Annotated in this window: 22 protein-coding genes; 9 read left to right on the top strand and 13 right to left on the bottom strand. The window is 31.0% G+C overall.

Annotated elements, in window-relative coordinates:
* Position 1: 1 nt before the first annotated feature.
* Positions 2-1,012: a M42 family metallopeptidase gene (locus tag CA_RS01205; protein WP_010963539.1), complete on the bottom strand. Its 1,011-nt coding sequence runs from the start codon at positions 1,010-1,012 to the stop codon at positions 2-4.
* Positions 1,003-2,043 (bottom strand): M42 family metallopeptidase, encoded by a 1,041-nt coding sequence (locus CA_RS01200; protein ID WP_010963538.1) that lies wholly within the window; start codon positions 2,041-2,043, stop codon positions 1,003-1,005. The genes CA_RS01205 and CA_RS01200 overlap by 10 nt, the downstream gene beginning before the upstream one ends.
* A 177-nt stretch (positions 2,044-2,220) precedes the next feature.
* Here CA_RS01200 and CA_RS01195 point away from each other — a divergent pair, with 177 nt between their 5' ends.
* A complete protein-coding gene (locus tag CA_RS01195; protein ID WP_010963537.1) occupies positions 2,221-2,700 on the top strand; it encodes a LysM peptidoglycan-binding domain-containing protein in 480 nt (159 codons plus the stop codon).
* A 111-nt stretch (positions 2,701-2,811) separates the two neighbouring features.
* On the opposite strand, the gene CA_RS01190 is transcribed toward CA_RS01195, so the two are convergent.
* Complete coding sequence (locus CA_RS01190) at positions 2,812-3,621, bottom strand: biotin--[acetyl-CoA-carboxylase] ligase (RefSeq protein ID WP_010963536.1); 810 nt, start codon at positions 3,619-3,621, stop codon at positions 2,812-2,814.
* Between the two features lie 166 nt (positions 3,622-3,787).
* Here CA_RS01190 and CA_RS01185 point away from each other — a divergent pair, with 166 nt between their 5' ends.
* Both CA_RS01185 and bioB read left to right on the top strand, forming a co-directional pair.
* Positions 3,788-4,342, top strand: coding sequence for a biotin transporter BioY (locus CA_RS01185; RefSeq protein WP_010963535.1), 555 nt, complete (start codon positions 3,788-3,790; stop codon positions 4,340-4,342).
* A gap of 20 nt (positions 4,343-4,362) precedes the next feature.
* Entirely contained in the window at positions 4,363-5,349 is a 987-nt protein-coding gene (gene bioB / locus CA_RS01180; RefSeq protein ID WP_010963534.1) for a biotin synthase BioB, read from the top strand.
* A 66-nt stretch (positions 5,350-5,415) separates the two neighbouring features.
* On the opposite strand, the gene CA_RS01175 is transcribed toward bioB, so the two are convergent.
* From CA_RS01175 to CA_RS01160, 4 genes are all read right to left on the bottom strand, one after another.
* A complete protein-coding gene (locus CA_RS01175; RefSeq protein ID WP_010963533.1) occupies positions 5,416-6,111 on the bottom strand; it encodes a hypothetical protein in 696 nt (231 codons plus the stop codon).
* 78 nt (positions 6,112-6,189) lie between these two features.
* The gene (locus CA_RS01170; RefSeq protein WP_010963532.1) at positions 6,190-6,831 is read right to left on the bottom strand and encodes a DUF5105 domain-containing protein; all 642 of its coding nucleotides are present in this window, start codon (positions 6,829-6,831) and stop codon (positions 6,190-6,192) included.
* Positions 6,832-7,062: 231 nt separating this feature from the next.
* Positions 7,063-7,737, bottom strand: a complete 675-nt coding sequence (locus tag CA_RS01165; protein ID WP_010963531.1) for a hypothetical protein — start codon at positions 7,735-7,737, stop codon at positions 7,063-7,065.
* A gap of 207 nt (positions 7,738-7,944) precedes the next feature.
* Entirely contained in the window at positions 7,945-9,138 is a 1,194-nt protein-coding gene (locus CA_RS01160) for a YibE/F family protein (RefSeq protein WP_010963530.1), read from the bottom strand.
* A gap of 200 nt (positions 9,139-9,338) precedes the next feature.
* Between CA_RS01160 and CA_RS01155 the strand changes: the two genes are divergently transcribed.
* Positions 9,339-11,297 (top strand): fibronectin type III domain-containing protein, encoded by a 1,959-nt coding sequence (locus CA_RS01155; protein WP_010963529.1) that lies wholly within the window; start codon positions 9,339-9,341, stop codon positions 11,295-11,297.
* 136 nt (positions 11,298-11,433) lie between these two features.
* Positions 11,434-12,018 carry a class D sortase gene (locus tag CA_RS01150; RefSeq protein ID WP_010963528.1) on the top strand — a complete coding sequence of 195 codons (585 nt, stop codon included), beginning with the start codon at positions 11,434-11,436 and terminating at the stop codon, positions 12,016-12,018.
* A gap of 188 nt (positions 12,019-12,206) precedes the next feature.
* Here the strand turns inward: CA_RS01150 and CA_RS01145 are convergent, their stop codons facing one another.
* Positions 12,207-12,659, bottom strand: coding sequence for a flavodoxin family protein (locus CA_RS01145; RefSeq protein WP_010963527.1), 453 nt, complete (start codon positions 12,657-12,659; stop codon positions 12,207-12,209).
* 96 nt (positions 12,660-12,755) lie between these two features.
* Positions 12,756-13,922 (bottom strand): alpha/beta hydrolase, encoded by a 1,167-nt coding sequence (locus CA_RS01140; protein ID WP_010963526.1) that lies wholly within the window; start codon positions 13,920-13,922, stop codon positions 12,756-12,758.
* A gap of 287 nt (positions 13,923-14,209) precedes the next feature.
* Between CA_RS01140 and CA_RS01135 the strand changes: the two genes are divergently transcribed.
* On the top strand, positions 14,210-14,794 hold the full coding sequence (locus tag CA_RS01135) for a TetR/AcrR family transcriptional regulator (protein WP_010963525.1): 585 nt from the start codon (positions 14,210-14,212) through the stop codon (positions 14,792-14,794).
* A 228-nt stretch (positions 14,795-15,022) separates the two neighbouring features.
* Here the strand turns inward: CA_RS01135 and CA_RS01130 are convergent, their stop codons facing one another.
* The 4 genes from CA_RS01130 to CA_RS01110 all read right to left on the bottom strand — a co-directional run bounded on the left by CA_RS01130 (position 15,023) and on the right by CA_RS01110 (position 18,850).
* Complete coding sequence (locus tag CA_RS01130; RefSeq protein WP_010963524.1) at positions 15,023-15,715, bottom strand: sulfite oxidase heme-binding subunit YedZ; 693 nt, start codon at positions 15,713-15,715, stop codon at positions 15,023-15,025.
* A gap of 763 nt (positions 15,716-16,478) precedes the next feature.
* Complete coding sequence (locus CA_RS01120) at positions 16,479-17,162, bottom strand: YczE/YyaS/YitT family protein (RefSeq protein ID WP_010963522.1); 684 nt, start codon at positions 17,160-17,162, stop codon at positions 16,479-16,481.
* A 21-nt stretch (positions 17,163-17,183) separates the two neighbouring features.
* Positions 17,184-17,606, bottom strand: coding sequence for a MarR family winged helix-turn-helix transcriptional regulator (locus tag CA_RS01115; protein ID WP_010963521.1), 423 nt, complete (start codon positions 17,604-17,606; stop codon positions 17,184-17,186).
* Between the two features lie 179 nt (positions 17,607-17,785).
* Positions 17,786-18,850, bottom strand: coding sequence for an NADH:flavin oxidoreductase (locus CA_RS01110; protein WP_242663040.1), 1,065 nt, complete (start codon positions 18,848-18,850; stop codon positions 17,786-17,788).
* 118 nt (positions 18,851-18,968) lie between these two features.
* On the opposite strand from CA_RS01110, the gene CA_RS01105 reads away from it, so the two are divergent.
* From CA_RS01105 to CA_RS01095, 3 genes are all read left to right on the top strand, one after another.
* Positions 18,969-19,316 carry a winged helix-turn-helix transcriptional regulator gene (locus CA_RS01105; RefSeq protein ID WP_010963519.1) on the top strand — a complete coding sequence of 116 codons (348 nt, stop codon included), beginning with the start codon at positions 18,969-18,971 and terminating at the stop codon, positions 19,314-19,316.
* Positions 19,317-19,622: 306 nt separating this feature from the next.
* Positions 19,623-20,603 carry a glycosyltransferase family 2 protein gene (locus tag CA_RS01100; protein WP_010963518.1) on the top strand — a complete coding sequence of 327 codons (981 nt, stop codon included), beginning with the start codon at positions 19,623-19,625 and terminating at the stop codon, positions 20,601-20,603.
* Positions 20,600-22,603, top strand: coding sequence for an ArnT family glycosyltransferase (locus tag CA_RS01095; protein ID WP_010963517.1), 2,004 nt, complete (start codon positions 20,600-20,602; stop codon positions 22,601-22,603). Before CA_RS01100 ends, CA_RS01095 begins: the two co-directional genes overlap by 4 nt.
* Positions 22,604-22,632: the final 29 nt, after the last annotated feature.

The following is a 22,632-nucleotide window of genomic DNA, read 5'->3' as shown; positions in this document are numbered from 1 at the left end:
ATTATTTTCCCCCTTTAAAGCTCAATAAATATTTCTTTAATAACTCTATAGTATTTTCAATGTCTTTTAAACTCGCAACTGAAACAGAGGAATGTATATATCTGCATGGTACAGAAACTGCCGCTACCTTAGCTCCTTCTCCAGTTGACGCAATAGCACCTGCATCATTTCCACCAGATGTTGATTTTCTCATCTGATGTGCCAAATTGTTTTCTTTAGCTATTTTTATCAACTCTAATGTTATCTCTTCATTATATATGCTGCTTTTATCCATAATAGAAATAGCAGGCCCTTTTCCGAGTTCTGTGGCTCTTAAATATTCAGGTACATTAGGCATATCCGCACATACTGTCCCCTCAAGGGCAATTCCAATATCAGGTCTAACCTGAAATGCTGATACATATGCACCTCTTTCTCCTACTTCTTCCTGAACATTAAATACTGCATATAAATCACACTCATAATTTTCCTTTAAAAGCTCTATTAAAACAGCGCAGCCAACTCTATCATCAAGCGCTTTTGCTTTAATAAAACCTTCACCAAATTCACCATATTCAGTTGAAAATACAGCATAATCTCCTAATGACACATATTTTTTTGTTTCCTCTTTAGATTTTGACCCAATATCTATAAAGCAATTATCATATGATGCACTGCCTTTTCTCTCTTCAGCACTTTGAAGGTGTATAGGCTTTATTCCTATCACTCCTGGAATTTTATTTTCACCTATATAGACAACCTTTGAGGGTATAATTTTACCATTAATGCCTCCAATGGACGCAAATTTTATTGTACCATCTTCATTGATTGATGTTATTATAAATCCAACCTCATCCATATGTGCATCCAGCATTATCTTTTTTCCGCTGCCCTTTTTATGTGCTATTATATTGCCCATTCTATCTACCTTTATCTCATCAACAAAGGCCTTAATTTCTTTTTTTATGATAGCTCTTACGTCTCCTTCAAAGGATGAAGGCCCAGCTGCATTGCAAAGTTTATCTAAAAGCATAAAAGTTCCTCCATTTCAATGTTATTTAGCTCTTCAATAAATTTAGCTATAAGCTTACCTGTATTTTCTATGTCTTCTATATTAACCATCTCAACAGAGGTATGCATATATTTTTCAGGCACAGATATTAAAAGCGATGGAATCCCATCTCTAGATATCTGAGTGTCCCATGCATCACAACCTGTGTTTCCAGGTTCAACTTCAACTTTATAAGGAATATTATACTTGTTTGCAATCCCAATTACTTTTTTTCTAACCTTTGCGTGTATATTAGGACCTATACATATAACCGGACCTCCTCCTACTTCATTTTCTCTATCTGGATCTCCAAGTTTTCCTCCGTCAAAGGTAACATCCACTGCTATACATATATCAGGCTTAGTCTTATACGCTGACATTTTAGCTCCTCTGTGTCCAACCTCTTCTTGGCATGAGCATATGAAAACCACATCAGCATTGTGATCTATTTTATTCAATTCTCTTGCACACACATACATTGCTGTTATGCTAGCTCTATTATCCATTGCCTTACAAGCCACATTATTATTTAAAAGTTCATAAAAATCCCTTTTAATCGTTACATAATCTCCTATGTTTACGATTTCCTTTAACTTATCAGTACTAAAACCTGTATCTATTAAAAGCTCACTTGTGGGAATTGCAGCTTCCTTTTCCTTATCATTCATTAAATGCGGTGGCTTTACACCTATAATTCCAAGTACTTCTCTTTTTCCGTGAATTTTAACTTCCTGAGAAATCAATACTTTAGGATCTATTCCTACTGCTTTAAATTTTAAGAAGCCATTTTTTTCAAAACCACTTATCATAAGAAAAATCTCATCTCCGTGAGCCATAAGTGCAATTTTGCCAGCTCCCTTTCCACGTTTATTTATGTATATATTATTTAGTTCATCGATTTCTACATTTCCAAATTCCGAAAATTCTCGATTTACAACGTCATAAAGTTCTTTTTCAGCTCCACTTGGTGCATCCTTCAAACATAATTCTCTTAATAATAATTTAGTGTCCAATCCTTTCACCTACCAAATCATATTTAATTTTCACTAATTTAAATGAAACGAATTCAGCCATTAATTTATTTCAGCTTCATTATATACTATATACTTTTAATATTTTTTTTAAAAGTATGTATAAAAATTTTTTTCTAGTCAATAATTACCAATAAATAAGAAAAGAGGTGTTTAATAGTGAGTAAAAACAAGTTACGTTTTATATTATTTCTAATATGTGTTTTTATTGTTGGAAGTGGCATCGTATATTACGATCAAACTAAAAACAGTTCTCAAAAACATCAAGCTTCACTATCTTTACAAAAAAAAGCGAATAAAGAACCTAGTACAGCGCAATTATCTAATATTGATAATTCTAAAAATAAGGATGAAGCTGCTATAAGTACTAGTGAAAATGTTCAAAATGTTGATAATTCTACACAATCATACGAAATTGTAAAGACAGTTTCAGAGGATGCCGATTACGTTTATATAAAATATAGATTAAAATCTGGAGATCACCTTTGGAGTTTAGCTGAACATTTTATGCCGACTTATAAAACACTCGGAGTTGTAACAGACATTCAGCAGCACAATAGTTTTAAAAACAATAACCTTTTATCGGTTGGTAACTCTATAGTTATACCTGCTGAAAAAAGCGTTTTAAAAACCAAGTAATTCCCCATAAAAGACCACTACATAAATATTTCTGCCTACTGTTGGTAAGCAGTAGGCAGAAATATTTAATATCAATCCCCAATTATTATATAAAACAGAAAAACCTAGTCATTAACTCCCCCTATGACTAGGTTTTCTTATTTTCATTAATAAATCTTCATACATTGGCTCAATATTATTTAATATATCACACAATAATTTTTTTCTTAAAAAAACTTTATTCTTACATATTCTAAGAGACGTATACTTTAATTTCATACTCTCAGGGAATTGTTCTTGGTTAACATTAATCCCTATACCTACAATAACATAATTTAATAAGTTTAATTCCCCATCTATTTCTGTTAAAATTCCACACATTTTTTTATCATTTACAAATATATCATTAGGTTTTTTAATTTCAACGCTGGGTTCAATTTTTATCAAAGCTTTCCCCACTGCCTCTACTGTTGCATTAGTAACTTCCGCTGCAAACTCTGGACTAATTTTGGGTTTTAGTATTATGGACATCCATATACCCTCTCCCCTAGGCGAGTACCATTTCTCCCCCATACGAGCCTTACCAAGTGTCTGCTCTTCTGCGACTACAATAGTTCCTTCTTTCTCTCCCTGCTCTGCTAACTTTTTAGCTTCTATGTTAGTAGACTCAATAGAATCGAAATGTACTATTTTCCTTCCTATAAACTTTGTTTTTAGATCCTCATTTATCTCCTCATAGGTTAGAGTATCTGGGCAATCAACAAGTTTGTATCCTTTATTTGTGAGAGATAATATGGTATATCCATTATCCTTTAAAGACTTTATATTTTTCCATATGGCCGTTCTAGTTATGCCAAGCTCATCACTTATTCTCTGACCTGAAACAAAATCATTACTGTTTTTCTTAAGTATTTCTAGTACTCTGATTTTTACACCTGCCAAACTTCAACACCTTCTTTATATACAATGCAATACACTTGCTTTATATCTAGCTTATAAATTTATTTTACCATATAAAAAGGCATTGACATAGTCTTATTAAAATCTTATAATTCAATTGTAAACCGATGTTATATTATCGGTTTACAATATTGTTTAGGAGGAAGCTATGAAATTTAAAACAAGAGATTTAGTTTTGATACCATTATTTACTGCAATGACAATTATAGGAGCATTTATTAAAATCCCTGTTGGCGTTGTTCCAATTAATCTTCAATTCCTATTTACTGCCCTCTCAGGTGTTCTCTTAGGTGGAGCTTTAGGCGCTGTTTCTCAAATTTTGTATGTAGCTCTAGGACTAATTGGTCTACCTGTATTTACTTCAGGTGGTGGATTATCCTACATATTTACACCTACTTTTGGCTATCTTATAGGATACATATTAGCTGCATTTATAATTGGAAAAATAACTCATAGTAGAAAGCCCAAATTTACAACTATATTTTTCTCCTGCATTTTAGGACTTATAGCAGTATATTTTATCGGTACAACCTATCTATACATAATTTTAAATTACGTTGCAGGAAAAAATGTTTCTATAATCGCTTCTATAAAATTAGGTGTCTTAATGTTTATACCTGGTGATATTGTAAAATGTATAATAACTGCACTTTTAGGCTCTAGAATACTTCCTATCTTAAATAAAACCTCATTAAATAATTAATTTCTAGGAGATGTTTTTTTATGAAGAATCAATGGAACAATATACTTTCCATAGGTGAAAAGGTCTTAAACGGAGAAAAAATAACTGCTGATGAAGCTTTAACGCTTTCAAAATCTAATGGAAGCGATATATTTTTATTGTGCAGCTTTGCCAATAAATTAAGAGAAAAATTTAATGGCAATCATGTTGATTTATGTTCAGTTATAAATGCAAAGTCAGGAAATTGCAGTGAGGATTGTGCTTTTTGTGCTCAATCTGCTCATCACAAAGCTAATGTTAGCTGCTATCCACTATTAAATGAAGACAAGATTCTTGAAATGGCAAAGCAAAGAGAAGCCTATGGAGCAAGGCATTGTGATATTGCAACAAGCGGGCTTGGCTATACTGGAGATGAAAAAGATTTTCAAACCATACTTAAAGCCTTCAAAAAAATGAAGGAAAACACAAATCTAAAATTATGTGCTTGTCTTGGTACTCTTACTGAGAAAGCAATGAATAGCCTCGCAGCTGTTGGTGTAGAAAGATACAACCATAACCTTGAAACTGCAAAGAGTTTTTACAAAAATATAGTTTCAACTCACGGCTATGATGAAAGAATAAAAACTATAAACTATGCTAAAAATGCAAAAATGGAAGTTTGTTCTGGAATGATCGTAGGTCTTGGTGAAACCATGGAACAAAGAATCGAACATGCTCTTTTATTGAGAGACCTAAATGTGGATGCAGTACCTGTTAACATATTAAATCCAGTAAAAGGAACAAAACTTGAAAATGCAAAACCACTTTCTCCAATGGAAATAATTAAAACATTTGCAATTATTCGTTTCATACTACCAGATAAAATAATACGCTATGCTGGAGGAAGAGAAAAAAATCTTAGAAGCCTTCAACCTCTTGGATTCTTGTCTGGCTTAAATGGGATGCTTATAGGAAATTATTTGACCACAAATGGACAAAGTGTAAATGACGACTTTAATATGTTGAAAGATTTAGAACTTGAATACTAAGGCTATATAAAAAGCCTGCATGAATTACTTTTTCCCTGCAGGCTTTTTATTATAATATACTTTTTCTTACTTTCCGATTGCCATATCAATAAGTTCTGTTTCAAAATCTGTTGTATTCTTAGGTGTCCATTCATTAAAAGCCTTATCCTTGTTAAACTCAAATTCTCTACTCTTTGTATCTGTAGATGGTTGTGCTGAATTAAAGTTACTAATTAAGTGATTAGCATATACCTCAACATACTTTTGCTTAGCTTGATTTATGTCTGTTAGTTGCATCGCTTTAACCTCTTGCTGTGCTTCAGAAGCCGCTTGAGTACGAATTGATGTAAAGTCTATATATGTAGTTTTAACCATAACAATAGCACTCTTGTCATCTTCAGTTACTTTACTTGTTGTTATATTTACCTTTTTCAATGAATCTTTATAAGCGTTATATACATTATTCCATTGATCATCATTAATTTGTACGCCATAATTTGAAAAACCTTTTTTTATAGCTGAAAGGAACACATCCTTTTGCATATCAGAAGTATTACTTAGCATTTTTTCATAAAAACTAAACTTAGAAGACTTTTCTCTATCATCTTTTACTGTAATATCAGCCATAATTTTCGCTGATTCCACCGCACTTACTTTAGGTTTAGAATCAGTTTTGGTTTTAACGTCAGTATTAGATTTAATTTTAGTCTTACATCCTATCAGATTTATTGGAACTAGTAATAGTATAATTAATATCACTGCACTTTTTCTTATGTTTTTCATGATTATCCTCCACACATTAATTAAAACAATAAAATTTAAGCGAAAATTCACAAGAATCTCCGCTTAAATTATAATATTTTATTCTCCTAAAACCATCTCGCCAAGCTTTGTTTCAAAAGCATCTTCATCTTCTGGAACCCAAACATTGCTTTGCACTTTAAATTTAAAATTGTTACTTACTGTTTTAGTTGATGGTTTTATCTCTTTCATATCCTTTGCTACATTTTTAATGTAAGCTTTTACAGCCTCATTTTTAGCTTGAGTTTCATCTGTTAAACCTTCTGCCATAACTTCCTTCACTGATTCAGTAACTGCTTGCTTTACAACTGATGTCATGTCCACATATGTTGTTGTAACGGTAACAGTTGCAGAATCCTTATCTTCAGATACTTTTTTTGTTGTTACAGTTACCTTCTTTAATGCGGCTCTAACGCTATCATACACTTCATCACATTGAGCATCTGTTATTTGTAAATCACCACTAGAAGATGAATCCTTTAATTCTTTAACAAATGTATCTTTTTCTTTTTTATCGTATTTATCTAATTCTTTCTTATCTTTTATAATTTGAGATATCTTTGTCCTATCACCTTTAACCATAAAATCACTTATAATTTTTGCCGACTCATCTGGTCCTACCTTTGGTTTACATCCCATTAACATAGTCGAAACTAGTAAAAGCATCAATAGCATTACTACGCCTTTTTTCATGTTTTTCATAATTACCCTCCATTTTTTCCTCATTGGTTTACATTTTTTAATAAAAACCTTCTATATTGTAACAGTTTTGTGAACAGAGGTCAACTTGATTTTAATAATATTTTTAATTGTGTTAAATTATTTTTATAAATAATAGGAATCTTTGCTTTCACTTTTAATATTTATTATAATTTCTTATATCATAACAAAAGGGTATGCTTTAATTACAGCATACCCTTAACTATTAATTTTTTATTGCTTATCCATTTCAAAGAAAACTCCGCCACCATACAAAATCATAGTTCTATCATCTTTAATAAAAAATGTACATCCTGTATTACCATTTGAATCCTTAGCTTCAACCTGAGTAACTGTTGCACCACTTAAGCCTAATTTTTCAAAAGTAACTTTTTTATATCCTGCTTCAAAATCATTTTTAGTCATACTTGTTTTCTGGTACGTAGGTGTTTTAATAGTTTTATTCAAATAACTCAAATCATCACCAAAGCAAGTTGCACTGTCTCCGGAAAACATCAATTTTTTTCCTATTATTTTATTTATATCGTCTTGACCATATGTTCCTGCTGCACCATAAGTTATTACCTTCTTTATAGTCCAAGTTCCCATATATATCTCTTCTTGACTTTTTTCATGCTTTACATTTGCTGAACTCTGATTAGCGTTTTGCTGAGAATTTTTATTTGAAGCTGTTTCAGCATTATTGTTATTTACATTATTATTTGTATTTTGATTAGCACTGCTGTTACTGCTTTTATTTTCTACAGTTGCTTTTTTAGGTTGACTCTCTTTTACTGAAGTCACCTTCTTCTCAACACCCTTACTTGACTTTTGAGAGTTTGTATACATATATCCACCCACAGCAATAACTGCAACTGCTATTATTCCTAAAATAAATTTTCTTTTCATTTTACCACTTTCCTTTTCTTCAATATAGAAATAATTTCTTCAATTCATTATATCAAATATGCTATATTTTTTACATACCATTTACAGTAAATGTAATTAAAATATGTTTTATAAACCATAATATTATTATTTTTGATATACTATAAGCTCTTTTAGTAAGACTTTTAAAAAAACTCATCAACCATTTATTGCTCTTTCATTGTATTACTAAACGGCAGACTTGTTAATACTCTTTTCATTTTTCTCTAGAAGCTTCATATCTACAAATGGTATTATTTTGGAACATATAAATGCGGTAATTGGTACAGTTAAAACTACCGCTAAACTTCCGGCAACTCCTTCGATTATCTCTACACTAATTATGTCCATATTTATCATTTGAGTAAAGCTAATATTATAGGCATATATAACTACCAGAACATTAAGAGAAGATCCTGTAAACGCAAGAATAAGAGTATTTGCCATAGTCCCCATTAAATCTTTTCCTATATTCATCCCAGATTTAAAAAGTTGTTTTACGGTAAGCTTTTTGTTTGACTGATACACTTCTTGTATTGAAGATGCTATGGATACACTTAAATCTAGAAGTGCTCCTAAAGATGCTATAATTACACAAGTTAGCAATAAGCCTTGAACTTTCATATCTGTTTTGGTAGAAATCAAGCTTAAAGTTTCTGCATTCTCCATATTTAAACCTGAAAGATGACTTAATCCTCCAAAAATAATTCCTACAATAATTGAAATAACCACTCCTAAAATTGTTCCAAATGCAGCGGATATTGTTTTGGCACTAATACCATCAAGTAAAAACAAAGTAGTACAGGTTGTTAAGACTACTATTAAAAGGCATGCTAATATAGGAGAATACCCGTTGTAGATCATAGGAACAAATAGGAATATTATACATATCAATGTAGACACTATTCCTATTATCGATTTAAATCCATTCTTTCCTCCTATAAAACATAACGCTGCAAAAAATATAAATATAAATGCGTATTCCACTGGTGCTCTATAGTAGTTATATACAATTGCAGTATACTTACTTTGATTTACAGTATCTATTTCTATTACAATTACCATTCCCTTCCTAGTGAACACATTATGTATATCCGTAAGATAATTTTGAACCACCTTGATATCCCCCTTATGTTCACCTGTAAGCACCTTAACTTTAACCTTTTGACTCCCAAAATATATATTGGTTAAATTTATACTTTTTCTTAAATTGTTATTAGTAACCTCTAAAACCCTAGCTCTTTCATATTTAACATTTGATTTTCCATTCTCATAGCTGAATTTAACTGGATGTGTTATATTAAATATGTACAAAAAAGCCAAAAAAAATATTGCTATTGCACTAAAAATGATTATTCTTATTCCTTTAAATCTACTATTCATGCTTATCCTCCAATTCAATGTAATTCTATACCCTATTATAGAACGTTTACTTACAAAAACAGTTAATTGAGTGTAAAAAGTAAGTTAATTCTATGTTATGTATTTTTTACAAAAATTTACACAGATGTGTAGGTAATTCAAATGAAAAAATGCTAGCATTGATATGGTAAAAGCATTATTTAAAGTAATATAGAGGAAGGATGATATCATTGAAAAGCCGAAAAAAATTAATTGCTATAGCTGTAGGTGTAACTGTTATAATGTCATCAGCTACTGCTTTAGGCATTAGTACATTTGCTAATTCTAATAACAATGCTGCAATATCACTAGCAGGTAGTAGTGGCTCAGGAGATTTTAGCGATATAGTCTTATCTCCAGGTAGTGATCCCAGTGAATTAAATTTTAATTGGTACTCTAATAACAGTAACGCAACCCCTACAGTTGAGGTAGCACTTAAATCAGATGCTAATGACAGTGATTTCCCTGCAAATAAGTGCTCTACTTTTACAGGAAAAACATCACAGGGAAATCTAAACTTTACATCTAATAAAGTTTCAGTCAGTGGGTTAAAGCCATCTAGCCAGTATGTATATCGCCTCGGTGATGGATCAAACTGGAGTTCTACTTATACCTTTACTACACATGATACAAGCCAATATAGTTTCTTATTTGCTGGTGACCCTCAGATTGGAGCGAGTGGTGATATAGCAAGCGATGGAGCTGGTTGGAAATCATCACTAGATAAAATGACTGGTACTTTCTCAGATACTAGTTTTTTAATTTCTTTAGGTGATCAGGTTAACAATGGTAAAGAGCTTAATGGACAAAGTAATGAAACAGAATACAGCCAGTACTTCGCTCCAGATGAGTTTAAAAGTCTTCCTGTTGCTTCAATTGCTGGTAACCACGAAACTTATGGAGTTGGTCATAACACTCATTTTAATGCTCCTAATTTATCAAATACGTATGGTGCTTTTAGCAGTGCTCCAACTACGGGAACAGATTACTATTTTACATACGGAAATACTTTATATCTTATGTTAAATAGTAATGACATGAACGAAGCTGAACATGAGGCTTTTATAAAAGATGCTATCAGCAAAAATCCAAACGTTACTTGGAAGGTTGCCGTACTACATCACTCAGTTTACAGCTCTGCTGATCATGAAACTGATACAGATATTATACAAAGAAGAAGTGATTTACCTCCAATCTTTGACGAATTCGGAATTGATGTAGTTTTAGATGGTCACGATCACTGCTATACAAGATCTTATCAAATGAAAGGTGGTCAAGCACTTAAGGACCAAACAGTTGATAAGGATGGAAGAATTATAAATCCAAAAGGAACTTTATATATAACTGCAAATTCTGCAAGTGGAAGTAAATACTACGAAATGAAAGAACCTAACCAAAATAATTATTATGAAGCTAAAAAAGAGCAGCTTCATGAGCCTACAGTTTCACGTGTAAGTGTAACAAGTAACAGCTTTAAAATAGATACTTATAGAACAGATACTATGACACAAACAGATAGCTATACTTTGGTTAAGTCCTCTGCACCGGCTCCTGATACACAAAGCGTTATAAACTCAATTAATAATTTACCTGACCCTACTTCAATAAGCTTAAACGATGACGCTAATGTACAAAATGCATTAAATGCTTACAACTCTTTAACGCCGGATCAAAAGCAGTTAGTTTCAAATGCTGATAAATTAACTCAAGACATAAATAAAATTCAAGCTTTAAAAGCTTCTGCTGCAAATAGTCAAGCTGCAAATGATGTAATATCAAAAATAAACACTATACCAAATAATGTAACCTTAAATGATGAAGGAGCTATTACTACAGCAAGAGCTGCCTACAATGCACTAACTGATCCTCAAAAAGCATTAGTTACAAATTACTCAAAATTAACTGATGCAGAAACAGCTTTAGCTAAATTAAAGGCACCAGCTGACACTAATACTAATAATACAAATAGCTCGACTCCAAATAGCAGCAATAGTACATCTTCAAATCAAACTTTAAGCTCGCTTCCTAAAACAGGAGAATTTTTTGATGCTACTATGCTTTTATCGATTGCCCTAATTTGTCTTGCTTCAGGTGCCATTTTAATATTCGTAAACAAAAAGAAATCAAGTCCTACTAAATAAAATTACGGCTAAGTTTACCCTAACTATAATTTCAGGGAAACTAATTCAACTTATTCATATCAGTTGAGTTAGTTTTCCTATATTACTTTATACATATATGAAATCACTTCATGTTACCAAAAGGAGGAATTTTTCAGTGAAAAAGTTAAACATTATAGCAGCTACACTTATATCATCAGGAGTTATATTAATAGGCTTTACCCTAGGTGCAAAATATTGGACATACCATAAACAGAATAGCATGATAAATGCTTATGAAAAGAAAATAAAAAATATAAAACACTCAAATAATAAGAAAGTAAAAGCAGCAGAAATTAAAGATACAATAAAAGATGGCACTATTGGCATTTTAAAAATTCCTAAAATAGACTTAAAGGTTGCGATAGGAGAAGGCACTGACCTTAAAACACTGAAATATGCAGTAGGACACTTCAGGAATACCTCTATGCCTGGACAGAACGGCAATTTTTGCCTTGCTGGTCACAGAAGTTATACTTTTGGTGAGTACTTTAACAGATTAGGTGAAATAGGCTCCGGTGATGAAATTGATGTAGAAACTGTGAATGGCACTTTTAAGTACAAGGTTTACAGTACTAAGGTAGTTCTTCCTAGTGAAGTTCATGTACTGGATCAGACTAAAGATCCAACTATGACCTTAGTTACCTGTACTCCTATAAGAATAGCTACTCATAGACTTATTATAAAAGCTAAAAGAATTTAAAGAGGTATTTCTAAATTTATATATACGTTAAATAATGTACAATCAGTTAGTAAGGGGGATCAAACTGACTGATTGTACATTATATTAATTTGCTCTGCTCTTTTTATATAATAACTTACTATTGTGACAATTGAGTTACAACAATGTGGTTACTTTATGTTAATTTATACGATACCTCTTAATAAATTTTATAAATTTTTTTCCAAGCCTAGTACAAACTTTTTAGCTTCTTCTATATCCTTTTGGTCTGGTCTTCCCTTACCTATTCCTCCTAAAAGCTTAAGTGGTCCAAATGTGTCAAATCCCTTACACGCAAAACTTCCTATTACCTTAAATCCTTTTTCCTCAAGCTGCTTTCTTAAAGATTTGTTGCTACTCTCTCTTCCCTGACCACTAGTTGAGAACACAACTGCTTTTTTACCATTAACTTTTCCTATATTTCCTACTAATTTTAAGATATTTTTATGAAACTTATTATAGAATATTCCAGATCCAAATCCTATTAAATCATAATCTTTAAGCTTTTCAAGGTTTAAATCTTGCGCTCTTATACATTCCGCATTTAATTCTTCTACCATTGCCTTTGCTACCTTCTCCGTATTACCATGATGAACTGACTCGTAAATTACAATACTTTTCATCTTAATCCCAATTCGGACATAATATCACTTTGGTGATCTTATGTCCGAATTGGGATTATACAATGCTTAATTATTTCAATGCAATACCAGCACATTTTACTTTTGTATTTGTTCTATCCAATTTGCTATAACCTCAAAAGCAAGTCCTAAGTTTCCTGATTGGCAATGATTTTGAGCAGTCTCTTTTCTAGTGAACATACGAGTTGTTAAAGATCGCACATTTATAAGAGATTTACTTTGGTCGAAAAATTGATTTAGTGGGATATAATGATCTTCTTGTGCTGCCATAAGAAGAACATCCTGCTCTAGTTTTTCTGATATTTTAGATGTATTGTAAAGCAAAATTTTATTCAAGAATTCATACGGTGTCTTACTTCCTGTAATATGCATACCCTGATTTATTGCCCATTCTACCATAAGACTTTTCTTCATTAAGTCTTTAAATAAAATATTCACTTCTTGCTCATTTCCATCAGACATAAGAGAATTTACTTTTTCTTTTAATTGTGAAGGAAGTGTATTTAGTACTACTTCGTAAAAATTTGAAAGAATATCATCTGCAATAACACGGTGCACTCGTTTTTCAAATGCAGCAGCTCTTACTGTTAAATAACCACCTAAAGATATTCCTAATAACGTTACATCATCAAGTTCAAAGTAATCCAATATTGATTTTACAGGTTTCTCCCATTCATGAGTCATTGGTATTTTATAATCCTCAAGAGCTGAACCTTGTCCTGGCCCATCGAAAAATACCACATCATATCCAGCTTCTTTAAGAAATAAAGCCATTTTAAACATTTCTTCTACGTAGCTATCGAACCCTCCGAACATTACAATTGTACCCTTTGGAGCTTCTGAAGTAAAACGATAAGCAGGGAGGAATCCATTCTCATAAGGAACTTTATATGGCTGTTCATCACTGATGTTAAAATACTCTTGCATTAGTGAAATAAACTGTTTACGGTAATTTTGCTTTTGAGGATGATCTGCCGTCATATAAAATTCCGCTGTTCTTAGATAATATGCCGCTCTTAATTTATGTCCTTCATTTAATGCTTTATTATATAGCTCTAGGAATTTCTCAATGAATTCTTCATAATTATGAATGCTTGGACTTATTTCTCTCATCTCTTTAAGCATAACATCATCATTTGTCATGGTATAGCAGCGGTTCATCTGAAAATTAACACTAAAATCTGGGTGTATATCATCATAAAATCCAACTGGGAATATATTTTTTCTTATTTCTGTATTTTTCATAAAATTCATCACCTTATCTATTTCTTAATTTATTGAGAGGCGCTCTCGTTTGTATGTTCTTATTTTATTTTTTTTTTGAGTAATTAACAACCAATAAAGTATGAGGAATCATTTGATAATATACAAATCTCATGATTTTTGTTGTTTAACAATATAAAATACATTATTTTAATGATAATTGCCTTTTATTTTGTTAAAATTAATATGTATGATTAATAATAAACCATACTGAAACTTAAAATTTATTTGTTTAAAAGTAATTGATTATAGAATGGAGAAAAAAAGTTATGCAATCTAAAATAGACTTAAGAATAATTAAAACACGCACCAATATTAAAAATACCTTTATCGATTTACTTTTTGAAAAAGAATTCAACGAAATTACCATACAAAATATATTAGATAAGGCCTTAATTAATCGTTCAACTTTTTATAACCACTACTCAGATAAATATGAATTAGCAGAACAACTTGTCGATGAAATTTTAAAAAGTGCCACTTTATTTATTAATGAACGCTTTAGTGATAAAAAAGGAAATGATCTTTTTTCTACTATTTACAAAGCCTATCTGCATTTATATGACCAAAAAAAAGCCATACTAGCTTTATGGAAGATTCGAACAGGCACTCTCCACCTATATGATGATATTGAAAATTTACTAAAGAAGAACTTCATGAAATACTTAATAGTTCATAGTAACTGTACAGACAGCTCTTTATTAGACTACTATTCAACCCTTTACTCCTCTTTAGTACTAACCTCACTAAAGTGGTTCTTAACTTCTGGAAAAGAATCAGATATTAAAAAAATTATTGAACAAATTCAAGATAGATTGGGCAGCGAAATGTTCTTTGAACACTGTAAATTGTGATAGCACAGTTTTTACATTACAATCAGTATAACGAATAATAGACTTCCTAAAATCAAAGCCTTCAATCCGATTTCTATTGCTTCTATAATCTCTACTTTATTAACTTTGTTTCTTTTAATCATATCTATTTTTGTATTTAAAAGAAAAAAGCTATAGACTAATCCACAGCTTCTTATTTATATATATGGGTTATCCACATTTAGTGAACAAAATACACTTTAAATGTGATTAACTTTTTCTTCTAAGTTTAATATTTCTATGCTTTATGAACTTCATTACAGTATAAACCATAAAAATAAAAGTATATAAAATTATCTTTATAAAATTAATCTTACCATTAAGCAGTGCCAAGATAATATGTAAGTATATAAGACAATAAAAAACATATGACCACCTATGAAGCTTCTTCCATCTAAAGCCTCCAAGCCTTTTTCTTACACTCTTAAAAGATGTTATGAATAATGGAATCATAATTATAAAAGCAATTATTCCAATGGATATGTAGATTAAATAGAGAGTAGCATTTGCTTTTCCATTGAGTATTTTAGGAAGTTTTATAATCAAAAATCTAACAAAATATATAATTCCATGTGGTAATATCAATATAGACCCTAAAATAGCAAGTTCAGCTCTTATACTCATTAACTTTTTTCCAATTACTTGTTTTGTACTTAATGCACCTGCAAACATAACTAAAATAAAAAATGCTATAGCTACATTACCTTTCATAAAGGCTTGTTCAATACTTAAAATCACACCATTAAGCTTAGGGTGTGAAACTATTCTCATTACCTCATAAATGCTTACTAATATTGAAATAAAACTCGCTAAAGCATACCATCCCTTGTAATTTTTCTTTATATTAGTTGTAAATACTACGGATAAAATTACTATAAAAATCAGTGACCAAATAAATACCATAAACTATCTCCTTTACTTTATAATTGATACTGAATATCGTTATCAATTATAAAGTAAAGGAAACCTTATGTCAATGTGTCATTATTGTATATCCCCTTCCACCTTTTTGCTGTATGAAATGTAGGCACTATAACTATATTAGTAATCTTCTATATACTTCTTCCCTAGAAATAGCCTGTAACCTAAAGTTCCAAATAATGGCTACTACAAAATTTTAATCTTTGCGTATATAAAAAAAATAATATGGTTATCATATATATTGTCAAAGGATTTAAAGTTGTTGAGCGAAGAGTAACTAGGGTTTGAAAAATAGCTCGAAATTATTCGACCTGCGATGTGTATAGGATTAAATTTAAACTTGATTACTTTTTTAGTAGTTATTTATATGTGAGGTTTTATACATGTTAATGGACGATTATTACAGGTGTCCATAAAGCTTTATATAGACTAAACTATATATGGTTCTAAGATATTTATAATAGTCAAGCGAAGATTTTTTAATGTGCCGTATGTTTTATGTGGCATAGCACCACTAATTCTAAGGGTTATATTAATTGAAATATTAATATAGTTTTTAAGGTATGTTAATAGAGTCGAATGAAGATTTATAAGTGTAATGAGATGCTTAAATAAAAGTATAAAAGGGTTATTTAGGTGTGTAACTATGTTTATGAGTTGTAATAAGATGACTTTAAGTTCTAGACAATAGTGGCTGTTGCATTGTTTTAATGTAACAGCCACTTGATTTATATAATTTTCTTTTTTATGAAACCATACTTTCTTCTTCCTCTAAGTCTTGTCTATCCATAAGTATTTTAGTATTTATAAAACCTAATCCTTTACTCAAAATTCTTGCAATTATACCAACAATTAATGCAGCAACAATAGTGCCTTCTCTTACTCCTGCAACCTTACGGAACATTAGCAATGAAATTATAATAGATAAAACAACTAAAGTTATATCAAAGCAAACTTTAATTGTTCCAAATTCCCTCTTAAATTTAGTTGAAATTGCACTTACAAATGCCTCTCCAGAAAGCATAACTACATTAGCAATTACCTCTATACTTACCCCTAGTGCAAGAATAAAACATCCTATCAATAAAAATACAAGCTTAAAAACATATGTTGTTGGATTTAGCACTGAAAGCAGTGACATAGTAAAATCAATAAAATATCCAAAAACAAGCGAAATAGGTATTTGCATTAGCTGAACTTTTTTAAAATCCTTTCCTAAAAATATTACTTGTCCAACAATTAAAAACATATTTAATATAAAAGTAAAAGTTCCCATTGTAAGTGGAAAGCCCATACTAAGTGTGTAAGGGACACTTGAAATCGGTGATGTTCCAAGCTTTGCTTTTGTTATAAAGCTAACTCCAAGGGCATTAACAAACAGTCCTATAAGAAAAAATATATATCTTTTAAGCAATTCTTTTTTTGACATATGTACAAAAATACCTCCTAATTATTTTTCTTCCGTAAGATTATTATAAATTCTAAAAAACTTTTCAATGAAATCGACTTTCTCATCCTCAGAAAATCCATCAAACGCAATTTTTTCGAGCTCATCAAACACGCTAGTAACTTTCTCTAAAGCTTCCTTACCCTTTTCAGTAAGAAACACATATAATGAGCGCCTATTTCCATTAAGCATCCTTCTCTCAATTAAACCTGACTTCTCCATTCGCAAAAGAAGACTAGTTACCGTAGATGATTCTATCTCACACGCCGCAGCAATATCCTTTTGAACACAGCCATCATGATATTTTAAATAATCAAGCACTTTAGGCTGTCCATGCGTAAGTTCTGTACTGTTTAAATTGGCAAATACCTTTTTATGAAAAGTTGAATTCGTGCTTAGTAACAAATAGTGCAATGTCTTATTCATCCTTACTCCTCTCTTTCAAATAATTCTAATTAAAATTATTAGAATTAAAACTATTTTAATTCTAATATAATTGTCCTAATGTTGTCAATGTTTGAAAAAACATAAAAAGAAGCTAGCTGAACTGCAAAATCTAAATAATTTCACAGCACTACTAGCTTCTTTTTTAAACATTATTTTTTTTAGGCATTATTTCTACTAAAAATAGCTCTTCCTGGACAAGCTTTAGACAAACCAAACCAAGCACACTTTGAACATCTTAAACACTTTCCAGTGTCCTTACCTTCCCTAGCATCATTTGCCCAGTTAGGATTTATAAGTGCTCCTCTAGCTATATCTACTAAATCCACATTTGTTTCATTTAATATTGCTTCTGCCATATCACCTGAATTGATTCCATCAACTGCAAATACAGGAACTGAAACCTCTTTTTTAATTCTTTCAGCTGCATAAACAGCATTAGAATATTTGTAATCTTCTCCTACATTAATTTCCTGTCCATTTGAAAATCCGTAAGAAACATCCAGAAAATCTATACCCTGTTGCTCAAATATTTTTGCATAATGTATTCCATCCTCTATTGCTGGTTCAAAACCACCTAATCTGATTCCAACAATAAATTCCTTTGGTGTTACTTTTCTTATTCCTTCTAATATTTCTATTACAAAGTTTTCAGGATTTTTGCCGTATTCATCATTTCTTTTGTTTACTCTTTTATTTAAAAATTGGCATATTAGATATCCATGACATCCGTGAAGTTCAATACCATCATATCCTGCTTCATAAGCTCTTCTTGCTGCTTCAATGTAGTCATTTTGTACTGACTTTATGTCTTCTAAAGTCATTTCACGTCCAACAACTTTTCTACCATATCCATTGAATTCATAAGGGCTTGGGCATAATGGCTCTTCTGATATTCCAACAACACCAGCATGATGTATTTGAACAAATATTGGACATCCTTCTTCATGAACTGCATCAACGATTTTTCTTAGTCCTTCTACTTGGTCATCGCTCCATATTCCTATTTGTTTTTCTGCCAGCTTTCCATCCTCATTAATACAAGTTGCTTCTTGAATTATTAATCCTGGTCCACCTTTAGCTAATTCCTTATAACGTTCTACATTTGATGATGTTACATATCCATCCTCTGCTACTGGTACAACCATTGGTGGAATACAGACACGATTCTTTATCTTTAAGTTTTTAATATTAATTTCAGTAAATAGCTTCTTCAAAAATACCACTCCTCTTTTACTTTTAATTTACACTTAATGTTTTATATGGTATGTTATTATTATATTTTACAAAGGAACAAAATATCAAGTACGCACATTTTTGTGCCTTAGTTTTGGAGGAATACCAATGAATGAAAACAATAAGAAACAGTCATCTATTTCTTGTGAAATATGCCCCTTAGTTCATACCTTTGATGTTATTGGAGGTAAATGGCGAATACCAATTATTTGGCAACTATCTGTTAATAAAAGTATGCGCTATAACGAGATCAAACGAAGTTTACCTAAAATTACAAATATAATGTTAACTCGTTCCTTGCAATCTTTAGAACAATATGGTCTTGTTAAAAGAGTTGAGTACAACAAAATACCACCCCATGTAGAATATTCCTTAACTGATCGATGTAATGACTTACTTCCTGCCCTTGTAATCATGAATGAGTGGAGCAAAAAGCTGCTTAAGTTACAAAAATAATAAATCACAGTATAAATCTTAAAATATATGTTAGCTATTTGTTAATAACCCTTTATTGCAAATAGCTAAACTTTTATTCCATGCTATTATATATTTAATTTTAATACCATACCTCTCCCCTTTGAAACCATATTCCTTGAGCTTATTTGTAATTAATGTTAAAATTTATAAATACGCATCCATTATTTACATATTATTAATAAATATGAAACTTAACTGACACCTAAATAAAGTAATATTGATCTTATATTACCAACTGCAATAATTAAAAGTAAACAATATCAAATATGAATGGGGTGAGGTAAATTGTATAATACGGTGGTTTATTCTATAGTGGTTCCTTTGTATAACGAAGAACTTGTCATTGATGAAAACTACATGAGATTAAAAAAAATAATGGATTCTCTTAAGGAAAATTATGAAATCATGTATGTAAATGATGGCAGTAAGGACTCCACAATGAATAAAGTTGAAAAAATATGTGAAAAGGATAAAAGAATTAAGCTTGTAAACTTTTCAAGAAATTTTGGACATCAATGCGCAATATCGGCCGGTATGGAACTCTCAGCAGGAGATGCTATTATTGTAATAGATGCAGATCTTCAAGACCCACCTGAGGTAATTCCACAAATGATTGATAAATGGAAAGATGGCTATGATGTGGTATATGGAAAGAGACTCAAAAGAAAAGGCGAATCCTTCCTAAAAAAATTTACGGCTAAAATATTTTACAGATTACTAAGAAGCATTACTAACATAGATATCCCTGTAGATACTGGAGATTTTAGATTAATCGATAGAAAGGTTTGTGACACCTTATCATCTCTTCCTGAAAGAAACAGATATGTACGTGGTCTTGTTAGTTGGGTTGGTTTTAAACAAACCTTTGTTGAATTTACACGGCAAGAAAGATTTGCTGGCGCTTCAAAGTATCCTCTTAAAAAAATGCTAAAGTTGGCCTTTGATGGTATAACTTCATTTTCATATAAGCCTCTTGTAGCTTCCACTTATTTAGGTGGATTAATGTTTTTACTCGGATTACTTGCCTTCATATATGTAACTGCCAAAAACCTTTATAGTCATAAAACAATTTTAACTCTCGGACTTATTCTAGCTATTAATCTTTGCATGTTTGGTCTAATTTTTATTATCCTTGGAATACTCGGTCAATACATTGGAAGAATTTCTGATGAAAGTAAAGCTAGACCTAACTATATAATTGCTAGCACAATAAATTATAAAGAGAACATTAAGGAAGTTGAACCAAGTGAGGTGAAGTTAAATTGAAGGATAAAATAGAATTAAGAACGGATAAGCTCTTATTATCATTAATTTTAGTTTTATCTGCAATATTAAATTTTGCAAACATTGGCATAGAAGGCTATGCCAATACCTTTTATGCCGCCGGTGTTAAGAGTATGATGATGAATTTTAAAAATTTCTTTTTCGCTTCCTACGACCCATCTGGATTTGTAACTATAGATAAGCCTCCCGTAGGCTTTTGGATACAAACCATATTCGCAAAAGTATTTGGCTTCAAAGGGTGGAGTATAATTCTGCCTCAAGCTATTGCAGGAGTCCTTTCTGTTTTGATTATATATTATCTTGTAAAAAGGTCCTTTGGAAAACCCGCAGGATTAATTGCAGCATTATGCCTTGCTATAACTCCAATATTTGTAGCTGCAAGTAGAAATAATACGATAGACAATTTACTTGTTTTATCCTTAGTGCTTTCAGCTTGGGCCTTATCTATAGCGGCTGAAAATGGAAAACTAAAATATCTTTTAATAAGCTTAGCTGTTGTGGGAATAGGTTTTAACATAAAAATGGTAGAGGCATACATGGTGGCTCCTGCCATATACATAACATATCTACTTTCTTCTACTTTACCTTTTAAAAAAAGAATAAAACATTTAGCTCTTGGTACAATTATACTTTTATTAGTATCGCTATCTTGGGCTGTAGTTACTGATTTTGTTCCTGCCAAAAATAGACCTTATATAGGTAGCAGTAACAATAATACAGTTCTTCAGCTCATAATAGGCCATAACGGTTTACAACGAATTGGAGTAAATATAAATAATGCTAGTAATCATGGTAGTAAGAGAAGCTTAAACAGAAATAATCCACCTATAAAATCTTTTAAGAATAAGTCTTTTATGTCGCGTCTATCAAAGAATAACGCTCAAATTTCACAACCTGGAATTTTAAAATTATTTTCCGGCAACAATATGTCTGATCAAATATCATGGCTGCTTCCTTTTGCTTTGATTGGTTTTGTAATAGCTTCTGTTAAAGAAAATTTCAAATTTCCTTTCAACAACAAACGAAAATTAGCATTATTGTTTTGGTTCACATGGTTACTACCTGAGTTTATATACTTTAGCTTTTCAAGGAATGTAACTCATACTTATTATTTAACCACAATGGCACCTTCAATAGCTGCTTTAACTGGAATAGGTTTAGTTACTATGTTAAAGCTATTTAAAGACCTTCCAAGATGGAAATGGATTCTTCCAGTAGCTTTCATTGTAAACGCCCTTACTGAAATCATAATATTAGGCTATAAATTCAACAGTTCAACTGGCTACAAAATTGTTATTTTAATGATTTTACTTTTAGGTATTTTACCTATGGTAATTTTAGTGTTAATTATGATTAGTCAAGGAAAAAATAATATGATATTAAATAGAAATCTTATATATACTGGCTTCGCAGGACTTTTAATTGCTCCAGTTATATGGTCTGCTACTCCAATATTCCATAAAATGAATGGAAGCAGCCCCTCTGCTGGGTTAGAGCTCTTTAATAGTAATTCTAGAAATTATGCTAATATAAGCTCAGCTAATATATCAAGGCTCATAAATTTCTTAAACACCAATAGAAAAAATGAGAAATATCTTGTTGAAGTGCCCTCAGCAACTATTTATGGTTCAGATTTAATACTTAAAACAGGTAAACCTATACTAACCTTAGGCGGTTTTAGTGGCTCAGATCCAATACTTACTCTAAAGAAATTTAAACAATTAGTTAAGAATGGATCTTTAAGATATGCTATGATTACTACTAATAAAGGTAAAGCAACAGGTTTTGCTAATTTAGGCGGTAGTAGTAATTCAAATACTGCTATAATGAATTGGATTAGGAAACATGGGAAGCTTGTTCCTAACAAAGAATGGATGACTTCATCCAAAAGCTCAAAGAAAAATAATTCATTGGGTATTCGTACATCTTCAACTTCTGTTAGATTGTATGACTTAAAATCTAAAAACAGAATTTATAAATAGAATTCAACTTTTAACTCAAATAAAGGTGT

Origin of the sequence: Clostridium acetobutylicum ATCC 824, assembly GCF_000008765.1 — a bacterium.
Taxonomy (GTDB): Bacteria; Bacillota; Clostridia; order Clostridiales; family Clostridiaceae; genus Clostridium_S; species Clostridium_S acetobutylicum.
The sequence above is the reverse complement of the archived record's forward strand: the minus strand, read 5'-3'. Positions and strand labels throughout refer to the sequence as shown.